This window comes from Denitrobacterium sp. (assembly GCF_056180635.1).
Map to the genome: position 1 here is coordinate 1 of NZ_JAZZJS010000075.1, position 9,034 is coordinate 9,034.

Sequence of the window (9,034 nt, forward strand, 5' to 3'; positions counted from 1 at the left end):
AGGTGGGCATCGACACGTTCCGCATCGTCGAGGAAGACGACCCCACCACGCACGCGATGCACACCGAAACCTACACGGTGCCGCAGCACGTCGTGGACGCCTGCAACGAAGCGCACGCCTCCGGTCATCGCGTCATCGCCGTGGGTACCACGAGCGTACGCAGCCTGGAAAGCGCCTGGGATGCCGAGGCGGGCGAGCTCGTCGCACGCGATGCCGCTCACACGAGCCTCTTCCTGCTGCCCGGCAGCACGTTCCACGTGGTAGACGCCATGGTCACGAACTTCCACGTGCCGCGCAGCACGCTCATGATGCTCGTAAGCGCATTCAGCAGCCGCGACCACATCATGAACGCGTACAAGCATGCCATCGAAAGCGAATACCGCATGCTGAGCTTCGGCGACGCGATGTTTATCCAGTAGCGGCCAACAAGCACGCACTACGCAACGAGGCCCGAGCGCTTACCCTGCGCCCGGGCCTCGTTCTTGTATGAGCCTAGAGCCTATTCGGCAGCAGCCTCGGCGGTAACGGATTTGCCAATCGTGCGCTTCAAAACGAGAAGCATGCCGATTACCAGCACGACGCCCACAGCCAGGCAGATCGCCCAATTATGCACGAAGCCGGCGATGAGGAAGCAGACGAACGAAACGCCCGCGACCGACAGCGCGTAGGGCAGCTGCGTTGAGACATGCTGAATGTGATTCACATTCGCACCGGCGCTGGCCATGATGGGCGTGTCGGAAATGGGCGAGCAATGGGCGCCGCACACGGCACCTGCCAGGCATGCGGAAATGCCGATGGTAAGCAGATCGGGAGCGTTGGCGAAGATGGGAAGCACGATGGGAATGAGAATGCCGAACGTGCCCCAGCTCGTGCCCGTGGCGAACGCCAGACCCAGGCCAACCAGGAAGATAATCGCAGGCAGGAGCGCGTAGAGGCCTTCGGCCGCGCCTTCCATGAGGCTGGCAACGTAGGCGTCGGCGCCCAGGGCCGAGGTGGCGAGCTTCAGCGTGAGGGCGAACGTAAGAACCATGAGTGCGGGCACCATGGCACGGAAGCCGGTGATGAAGCAGTCGGTTGCCGACTTGAAGTCGATAACGCGACGGCAAAGCAGGTACACGAAGCTCAGAATGAGCGCGATGATGGAGCCCCAGGGCAGGCCAACCGACGCATCGGTTCCGCCGAAGGCCGCGGACAGATCCATGTAACCCTCGGACTCGGGATCCCAGAAGCCGCCCACGTAGAGCATGCCGATGATGCAGAAGATGATGAGCAAGAGCACGGGAACGAGCATGTCGAACAGCGACGCGCTCTGATTCTCCTCGCGCGTTTCCTTAGTGAGAGCACCCGTGTCGCCACTGCGATACGCCTCGAGCTCGGCCTTGGCCATGGGGCCGTAATCGAAGCCCATGATGCAGATGGCCACCACGAACACGATGGTGAGCAGCGAGTAGAAGTTATACGGGATTGCCTGCACGAACAGCTGAATGCCCGTTACGCCCGAATCGAGGTCGGCCGCAGTTGCGGAAACCGCAGCAGCCCACGAGGAAATGGGGGCAATCATGCAGATGGGAGCTGCCGTAGAGTCGATGATGTAGGCGAGCTTCGCGCGGGAAATGCGCTGCTCGTCGGTAACGGGGCGCATCACTGCGCCAACCGTGAGGCAGTTGAAGTAGTCGTCGATGAAGATGAGAACGCCCAGCAGGAACGTGGCGAGCATGGCGCCCACGCGCGTCTTGATATGGCGGCCAGCCCATGCGCCGAACGCGGACGAACCGCCGGCGGCGTTCACCAGGGCAACCATGATGCCCAACATTACGAGGAACACGAAGATGCCCGCGTTCCACGAGTCGCTGATGGCATTCAGGAAGCCGACGCTCATCGCGTCTTCGCCCTCTCCCACCGAGCCAGCGATGATGTAGTTAATGGTGTTGATGGGGTCGAACGATGCCAGCAGCATGGCGCCAACCAGAATACCCACGAACAGCGAGCTGAAGGTTTCCTTGGTAATGAGCGCCAGGACGATGGCAACGATCGGTGGTACGAGTGACCAGAACGATCCGATAAATTCCATTGCATACTCCTCTATACCCAAAAAACGGTAGAGGCATTATAATACCCCCACCGTTTCGTATGCGTTACGGAAGCGCTTTAATAGGAATAAAGCGCCTGTTAAGCGTGCAGTTACAGCTTGCAGACATTAACGGCCTGCATCTTGCCGTTCTGGCCGGGCTCCACATCGAAGCTCACGCGCTGTCCCTCTTCCAGCGTCTTGAAGCCAGGCTTGTCCTTTTCGATTTCCTTGTAGTAGACAAACAGGTCATCGCCGCCATCCTGCGTGATGAACCCGTACCCACGAGTCTTTCCCTCGGGGGTCTTGCCGCCAAACCACTTCACGGTACCTTCGGCCATGTTTCCTCTTTTCATCCATCCCCTATGGAGATTCACTTCCCATAGCGCGCTGGCCTGCGCGTTATGCGTAGCTATCGCTACTAAGTGAAAACTGTACACTAAAGTAACAATAATGGGACAAATATTTACCACTTTCGGCAATTATTTTCCGAATACGGGACCGAAGCGCCCGCAAATGGCTATTCAGCCTGCTCTTCCCGCAGAAATTCGCGCATAGAGCCTTCGCCGCCAAGGGATTCGGCGAGCTCGAAACCGTACGCTTCGGCAAGGGCGCGAGCCTGCTGCAAGCGCAGGAGCGCATCGTCTTCCCTGCCGGCACGCTGGAGGTATTCGGATTCCAGGAACATGCTGCGGCCAATGTACTCCGCCACGCCAGGGTCGGTGCCAGAAACCTGCAGGACGCTCGCGATGGAATCGGGCGAAAGGGAAAGCAAGACGCCACCGTCGATTTCCGTGGCAACGCCGATAGTCGCCTCGAGCAGCTCGGCCGCCGACTCGGGGTCGCCCTCGTCTTCCTCGCTCGCGCGTTCCATGCTGCGCTGAACGCCCTGGATGAACTGCATGATGAGCTTCATGAGATAGTCTTGCTGAAACACCGCAACCCCTTCGACGTACGCGTATGGCGCCTATTCTAGCGCGCTTTACTGACCCGATGGCGGCAAGATGCCCAAATGGTCGTACGCGCGGCTGGTTGCCTGGCGCCCCTTGGGCGTGCGCACGAGCAGGCCCTGCTGCATGAGGTAGGGCTCGTAGACGTCTTCCAGCGAATCGGGGTCTTCGGATAGCGCCGACGCGAGCGTGGAAAGGCCCACGGGACGCCCGCCGAATTGCTGGCAGAGCAGCTCGAGTATGCGATTGTCGACGGCGTCGAGCCCCAGCGAATCCACCTCGAAGAACTCGAGCGCCTGGGCGGCGGTATCTTCGTCGATAACGCCGCTGCCCTTCACCTGAGCCCAATCGCGCACGCGCTTGAGCAGGCGGTTTGCCAGACGCGGCGTACCACGGCTGCGACGCGCGATTTCAAGCGCACCCTCGCGCTCGGCAGGCACGTCGAGGATGGAGGCCGAACGGATGACGATGTCGGCGAGCTCTTCGGGCGTGTAGTAGTTCAGGCGAAACGCCATGCCGAAGCGGTCGCGCAACGGCCCGGAGAGCAAGCCCGTACGCGTTGTGGCGCCGATGAGCGTGAACTTGGGAAGATCGAGCCTGATGGAGCGAGCAGCCGGGCCCTTCCCCACCACGATGTCGAGCGCGTAATCTTCCAGCGCGGGATAGAGCACTTCCTCGACCATGCGGTTCATGCGATGGATTTCGTCGATGAAGAGCACGTCGCCCTCCTCGAGATTGGTGAGAATGGCGGCCAGGTCGCCCGTGCGCTCGATGGCAGGGCCGCTGGTGGTTTTGATGTTGGAGCCCATTTCATTGGCCACGACCGTGGCGAGGGTGGTTTTGCCCAGACCCGGGGGGCCCGAGAAAAGGATGTGGTCGACCACATCGCCGCGCTGCTGCGCCGCCTTGATGAGGATTTCCAGGCTTTCCTTGATCTTCGTTTGGCCCAGATAATCGGCCAGCTTCTGGGGGCGCAGGTTCCTGTCGAGCGCGAGGTCTTCCTCGGCGAGCTCGACCGATGCCGTGCGCTGACGCGCGTCTTCCGTACCGAAAGGCGCCGAAGGAACAGAAGGGGAATCGGCGCTGTACACCATTCCCTCGATGCGAACACCACCGTTCATTTAGGCCCCCAAACGCTTCAGCGCATACTGAAGAAGCTTCGTTTCGGATAGGTCTTGCGGAGCGCCCTTCAGGGCAAGCTCCGATTCGGCCGACGTGAAGCCCATGGCAAGAAGGTCTTCCACGGCGGCCTGATAGACGCTGCCGCCAGCAGCGCTCTTCGGCTCTTCGGCAGGCTGTGCCAGAACGCCCTGCAATTCCAGGATAATGCGCTGCGCCGTTTTCTTGCCAACGCCGGGAATGCGCGACACCGCGGCCACGTCGCCCGCGACGATGGCATGCGAAAGCTGCTGGGGCGCGAACGACGAAAGAGCGGCAAGAGCCACCTTCGGGCCTACGCCCGACACGCCAATGAGGCGCTCGAACAGCTCTTTTTCCTCGAGGGATACAAAACCATACAGCGTGAGCGCATCTTCGCGAACCTGCAGATGCGTATGCACCTGCACGGGCTGCCCCACCTCGGGCAGCAAAGCGAGCGAGTTCGCGCTCATGCCCACATGGTAGCCAAGCCCGCCAACCTCGATAATGGCGGCGTCGGACAGCTTCGCAGCTAGGACGCCTTTCGCGAAGGAAATCATTACACAAGCCCCTTTCCGGAAAGAGCGTTTTCATGTGTGGTATAGCAGATGGCCGCAGCCAGAGCGTCGGCAGCGTGGTCGGGGTGAGGGTCTTCGGGCAGAGCCAAGATTTGCCCGACCATGTACTGGATCTGACGCTTGTCGGCCGAACCGGTGCCCGCTACCGCGAGCTTGATTTGGCGGGGCGTGTATTCCCCCACGTGAAGATTGCTTTCGGCACAGGCAACAAGAGCCGCGCCACGCGCCTGCCCCGTGGCGAATGCCGCCGTGACGTTATTGCCGAACCAAACCGTTTCGATGCCCACGCACGTGGGATGAAAGCGCTGGATGACGGCGCCTATCTGCTGACAGATTTTCAATAAGCGTTCGGAAAGCGGCTGCGATGCGAGCGTGGTGACGCAACCGTACGAAAGGCACTCGAGCGTGGCGCCGCGCTGGGAGATGATGCCCCAGCCCGTATGGGCGAGGCCTGGGTCGATGCCCAGAATGATTCGCCGTTCCACCGAGCCTCCTTCGCATGCGCGCAATACAAACGTTTGTTCGCATTCTACCATACGATGGAGCTCCATTTCGGGAAAAGGAGCATCGAAGGAATATACACGCCGCGCGCACAAGACGCGAAACGCGGCAGTTGCTATTCGCCTGCCGCAGCCTGCTTCATGTAGGCAATCCATGCCTCGGCGGTGTCGTCGCTGATGTCGTGTTCGATCAGGCATGCCTCGTCGTTGGCGCGTTCCGCCGGTACGCCAAGCACGCCATGCAGAAACTCGTAGAGCATGGCATGGCGCTCGAGCACCTTGGCGCCATACTCGTACCCCTCGGCCGTGAGCGTGATATCGCCGTAATACGGCTGGTCAAGCATGCCCGCTTCCTTCAAGCTGGCCACGGCCTTGTTCACCGAAGCCTTGGAAACACCCAGATGAGCCGCCACATCTACAGGGCGGACCGACTGGTGGGGCGTACCACCCAACTCGACGATTGCCTCCAGGTAGTCTTCCCGCGAGGCAGACACGCGACGCGATGGCGACATATGCTCACTCATGCCCAAACCTCCCACGTAGAAGCCTTGCGTTTGCTCCGCAGCCCAGCCCGCGCTCTTGCCCGTCGCACGAGACGCACTGGCTGAACCGCACCAGCCACAGCCAAGATGGTAGCAGATGCGCCGCAGACATGGGGTTGCCCATATACGGAGCGGTTGCACATTACAACCTGGCTACAAAAGGCGGAAACAACCCTTTCAGAGCGAAAGAGCCTGCTCAAGGACCATATTGGAGCCCATAATCCGAACACGGACCGCCCTGCGCGTCTTTGTGCTTTCAAATACGTTTGGGTAAAATACGCTAGAACACAACGCAAGCATTACGTTGCGCATACGATCAAACACGCGCGTCCGCGCCCTAGCATGATATCGAAAAGAGGTCAGCATGCCCCTGGTTCTTCACGAATCTGCCGAGATGTACCTTGAGACCATTCTCAACCTTGAAGAAGAGCTCGACCGCGTACGAGCAGTCGACATCGCCCAGCGCATGGGCTATTCCAAGCCCACCATCAGCGAGTGGATGGGCAAGCTGCGCGACGCGGGCTACGTAACCATGAACGAAGCGGGCGGCATCACGCTCACCGACGCAGGCCGCGAAGTCGCCGTGAAAATCTACGAGCGCCACATCGTGCTTTCCGGCTTCTTCCGCTCCATCGGCGTGAGCGAGGAAACCGCCGTCGACGACGCCTGCCGCGTCGAACACTACATCAGCGACGAGACGTTCCTGCGCCTGAAGGAATTCATGGACAAGAACGGCGCGCAGAACTAGCACCCAGCGTCAAAACGAACGAGAGCCGGACGCACGTCACATGCTTCCGGCTCTCGTTTTGCATATACGCGTTTCAGGCGATTACGGGCGCTTTTTCGCGTCGTTGCGATTGAGGTTCTCGCGCCAGATATAGGGCGTGGTGCCCATGCAATCGGAAAATGCCTTCGCGAATTTCGAGGGATTGGCGTATCCCACCTCGGCCGCAATGGCGGCGATAGAATCGTCGCGACGGTCTTTCAGCAGCTCGCAGGCACGATGAATGCGGAACGTGCGGTACCACGTGTACACGGGCACGCCAAACACCTGCTTGAACGATTCCTTCAGCACCGTGGGCGACGTATGGCACTCATGCGCGAGCTCGGTGATGGTGGCTTGGCGCGTGATGTCGCGCATCATGATTTCCTGCGCCTGATACGCCACGGCGGCACGCCTGTTGGAAGGCTCTTCCCCCGTCAGGCACACGCGGCGGTCGCCCTGCAGAATACGCACCACGAGCAAGGCGAGCTCGGCGGTTTTCAAGCGCATGTAGCCCATGTCCTTCGGAGGGAGCATCTCGTAGAGCTCCGAGAAGATATGCGAAAGCTCGGGGTCGGATGGAACGCCGAAGAAATCGCCCATGCCAGAAAGCATCTCGAAGAACAAATCCAGATCGAGCTCGAGCGTCATCTGGGCGATCTTGCGCGCAGGCTCGCTGAGCATCGACGGCGACACGAGCACGCCGATGCCATGGAACGAGCCATGGGGCACGCGACAATGAGCCTGGCCAATCGAGCCGATGCGAATGATGAACGTCTCGCCCGAAGCGATGGAGCGCACGAGGCCGTCGTCGCACTTGTACTCGAGCGAACCACGCTGGCAGTAGCAGATGATGAACTCATCGGCATCGTGGCCACGCGAAGAGCGGAATTCGCACGCCGACGAATGCACGTCGACCGTGGCCACCCTAATGCCCGAGAAGAGCTCGTACCCGCGAAGCGCCCCTATTCCCGACCCACCAGGGCCAATGACGGAGTGGCGTATTTCGGGCGTTGCCGCCTTCTTCGATATCGTTGCCGTACGAGATACCATGCCGTCCCTGCACTCCCCCGCCGTTACTTGTGCGAAGTGGCGCTATGGGCCTCTTGCATGTTGGATACCATGCGGTCAACGGTGCCGCACGACGGGCAGCCCTCGCCACCCGAGCAGCCCGCGCAATCGCCGCACGAGCCTTCCTTGCCGCCAAACAACTTCATCATGGCGCGAACGCCGGGAATGGCGATAGCAGCAACGACGAGCACGGTGATTATCGTTCCGACGCTGACCAAAACGCGCCTCCTTTCGAAACCGGGGCGAGCCCTGAAAAGCCCGCCCCTTCCATCCCGCCGCGCACCCGCGGCGGGGCAACACTAATTCTTACGCAGAGGGCTGCTCGTTCACCGAGAGGCGAACCTCGCCACCTGCATTCTTGTTCGGGCGTACGAGCATGTACACGCCGAAGCCGAGCAGCGCGATAGCGACAACGGTGCCCACGCCGAACGTAGCTTCGCCCGTGGCCAGGCCAGCCAGCTGGAAGATGATGAGCGCGACGACGTATGCCAGACCGCACTCGTAGCCGATGGCCGCCCAGAACCACTTGCCGCTGTTCATTTCCTTGCGGATGGCGCCCATGGCAGCGAAGCAGGGAGCGCACAGCAGGTTGAACGCCAGGAAGCTGTAGGCAGCGGCGGGGAGCCATGCAGCCTGCAGGTTGGCGTACCAGCCACCGTCGCCCGCGTACAGAACGCCCAGCGTGCCAACGACGTTTTCCTTGGCGATGAGGCCGGTGACCGCTGCAGCCGCAGCCTGCCAATCGCCCCAACCCAGCGGGATGAAGATCCACGCAATGGCGTTGCCCAGAGCTGCGAGCAGGCTTTCCGCCTGGTCTTCCACGGGACCGAAGGAACCGTCGACGATGCCGTAGTTGGAAAGGAACCAAACCAGGATCGTGGCGAACAGGATGATGGTGAAGGCCTTCTTGATGAACGACCAGGCGCGTTCCCACATGCTACGCAGGATGGAACCGATGGTGGGCAGATGGTACGCGGGAAGCTCCATGACGAACGGAGCGGCCTTGCCGGCGAACGCCTTGGTCTTCTTCAGGATGATGCCCGAAACCAGGATGGCGCAAATGCCCAGGAAGTACGCGCTGGGGGCAACCCACCATTCGCCGCCGAACACGGCGCCCGCAAGCAGGGCAATGATGGGGAGCTTGGCAGAGCAGGGCATAAACGTGGTGGTCATAACCGTCATGCGGCGGTCGTTCTCGTTCTCGATGGTACGGGAAGCCATAACGCCCGGAACGCCGCAGCCCGTGCCGATGAGCATGGGGATGAAGCTCTTACCCGACAGGCCAAAGCGACGGAACACGCGGTCGAGGATGAACGCGATACGGCTCATGTAGCCGCAGCCCTCCAGGAAGGCCAGACAGAAGAACAGGACGAGCAGCTGGGGAACGAAGCCCAGAACGGCGCCCACGCCAGCAACGATGCCGTC

12 protein-coding genes are annotated in these 9,034 nt (G+C 60.9%); 2 read left to right on the forward strand and 10 right to left on the reverse strand.

Annotated elements, in window-relative coordinates; genetic code table 11:
- Window positions 1–419 (forward strand): S-adenosylmethionine:tRNA ribosyltransferase-isomerase (locus tag AC04P6_RS06545; RefSeq protein WP_475565816.1); only part of this gene is annotated, 419 nt, incomplete at its 5' end.
- An 80-nt stretch (window positions 420–499) separates the two neighbouring features.
- Here AC04P6_RS06545 and AC04P6_RS06550 read toward each other — a convergent pair.
- The 7 genes from AC04P6_RS06550 to AC04P6_RS06580 all read right to left on the reverse strand — a co-directional run bounded on the left by AC04P6_RS06550 (window position 500) and on the right by AC04P6_RS06580 (window position 5,757).
- Complete coding sequence (locus AC04P6_RS06550) at window positions 500–2,071, reverse strand: Na+/H+ antiporter NhaC family protein (protein WP_475565817.1); 1,572 nt, start codon at window positions 2,069–2,071, stop codon at window positions 500–502.
- 110 nt (window positions 2,072–2,181) lie between these two features.
- The gene (locus AC04P6_RS06555) at window positions 2,182–2,409 is read right to left on the reverse strand and encodes a cold-shock protein (protein ID WP_066660349.1); all 228 of its coding nucleotides are present in this window, start codon (window positions 2,407–2,409) and stop codon (window positions 2,182–2,184) included.
- Between the two features lie 179 nt (window positions 2,410–2,588).
- Window positions 2,589–3,005: a hypothetical protein gene (locus AC04P6_RS06560; RefSeq protein ID WP_475565818.1), complete on the reverse strand. Its 417-nt coding sequence runs from the start codon at window positions 3,003–3,005 to the stop codon at window positions 2,589–2,591.
- 45 nt (window positions 3,006–3,050) lie between these two features.
- Window positions 3,051–4,139 carry a Holliday junction branch migration DNA helicase RuvB gene (ruvB, locus tag AC04P6_RS06565; protein WP_475565819.1) on the reverse strand — a complete coding sequence of 363 codons (1,089 nt, stop codon included), beginning with the start codon at window positions 4,137–4,139 and terminating at the stop codon, window positions 3,051–3,053.
- Window positions 4,140–4,715 (reverse strand): Holliday junction branch migration protein RuvA, encoded by a 576-nt coding sequence (gene ruvA / locus AC04P6_RS06570; RefSeq protein ID WP_475565820.1) that lies wholly within the window; start codon window positions 4,713–4,715, stop codon window positions 4,140–4,142. It lies immediately after the preceding gene.
- Entirely contained in the window at window positions 4,715–5,269 is a 555-nt protein-coding gene (gene ruvC, locus AC04P6_RS06575) for a crossover junction endodeoxyribonuclease RuvC (protein WP_475565821.1), read from the reverse strand. The genes ruvA and ruvC overlap by 1 nt, the downstream gene beginning before the upstream one ends.
- Before the next feature lie 80 nt (window positions 5,270–5,349).
- Window positions 5,350–5,757, reverse strand: a complete 408-nt coding sequence (locus tag AC04P6_RS06580) for a metal-dependent transcriptional regulator (protein ID WP_475565822.1) — start codon at window positions 5,755–5,757, stop codon at window positions 5,350–5,352.
- 382 nt (window positions 5,758–6,139) lie between these two features.
- Here AC04P6_RS06580 and AC04P6_RS06585 point away from each other — a divergent pair, with 382 nt between their 5' ends.
- Window positions 6,140–6,523, forward strand: coding sequence for a metal-dependent transcriptional regulator (locus tag AC04P6_RS06585; RefSeq protein WP_475565823.1), 384 nt, complete (start codon window positions 6,140–6,142; stop codon window positions 6,521–6,523).
- An 81-nt stretch (window positions 6,524–6,604) separates the two neighbouring features.
- On the opposite strand, the gene AC04P6_RS06590 is transcribed toward AC04P6_RS06585, so the two are convergent.
- The 3 genes from AC04P6_RS06590 to feoB form a co-directional block, all read right to left on the reverse strand.
- Window positions 6,605–7,591, reverse strand: coding sequence for a helix-turn-helix domain-containing protein (locus AC04P6_RS06590; RefSeq protein ID WP_475565824.1), 987 nt, complete (start codon window positions 7,589–7,591; stop codon window positions 6,605–6,607).
- Between the two features lie 23 nt (window positions 7,592–7,614).
- On the reverse strand, window positions 7,615–7,827 hold the full coding sequence (locus AC04P6_RS06595; RefSeq protein ID WP_475565825.1) for a FeoB-associated Cys-rich membrane protein: 213 nt from the start codon (window positions 7,825–7,827) through the stop codon (window positions 7,615–7,617).
- Between the two features lie 88 nt (window positions 7,828–7,915).
- The coding region (gene feoB / locus AC04P6_RS06600) for a ferrous iron transporter B (protein WP_475565826.1) at window positions 7,916–9,034 on the reverse strand (1,119 nt) is incomplete at its 5' end.

Excerpts from the sequence above, each read along its gene's own strand:
- ruvB (WP_475565819.1), bottom strand. The coding sequence starts at position 4,139 with ATGAACGGTGGTGTTCGCATCGAGGGAATGGTGTACAGCGCCGATTCC.
- AC04P6_RS06585 (WP_475565823.1), top strand. The coding sequence starts at position 6,140 with ATGCCCCTGGTTCTTCACGAATCTGCCGAGATGTACCTTGAGACCATT.
- AC04P6_RS06580 (WP_475565822.1), bottom strand. The coding sequence starts at position 5,757 with ATGAGTGAGCATATGTCGCCATCGCGTCGCGTGTCTGCCTCGCGGGAA.
- AC04P6_RS06555 (WP_066660349.1), bottom strand. The coding sequence starts at position 2,409 with ATGGCCGAAGGTACCGTGAAGTGGTTTGGCGGCAAGACCCCCGAGGGA.
- ruvC (WP_475565821.1), bottom strand. The coding sequence starts at position 5,269 with ATGGTAGAATGCGAACAAACGTTTGTATTGCGCGCATGCGAAGGAGGC.
- AC04P6_RS06550 (WP_475565817.1), bottom strand. The coding sequence starts at position 2,071 with ATGGAATTTATCGGATCGTTCTGGTCACTCGTACCACCGATCGTTGCC.
- AC04P6_RS06590 (WP_475565824.1), bottom strand. The coding sequence starts at position 7,591 with ATGGTATCTCGTACGGCAACGATATCGAAGAAGGCGGCAACGCCCGAA.
- ruvA (WP_475565820.1), bottom strand. The coding sequence starts at position 4,715 with ATGATTTCCTTCGCGAAAGGCGTCCTAGCTGCGAAGCTGTCCGACGCC.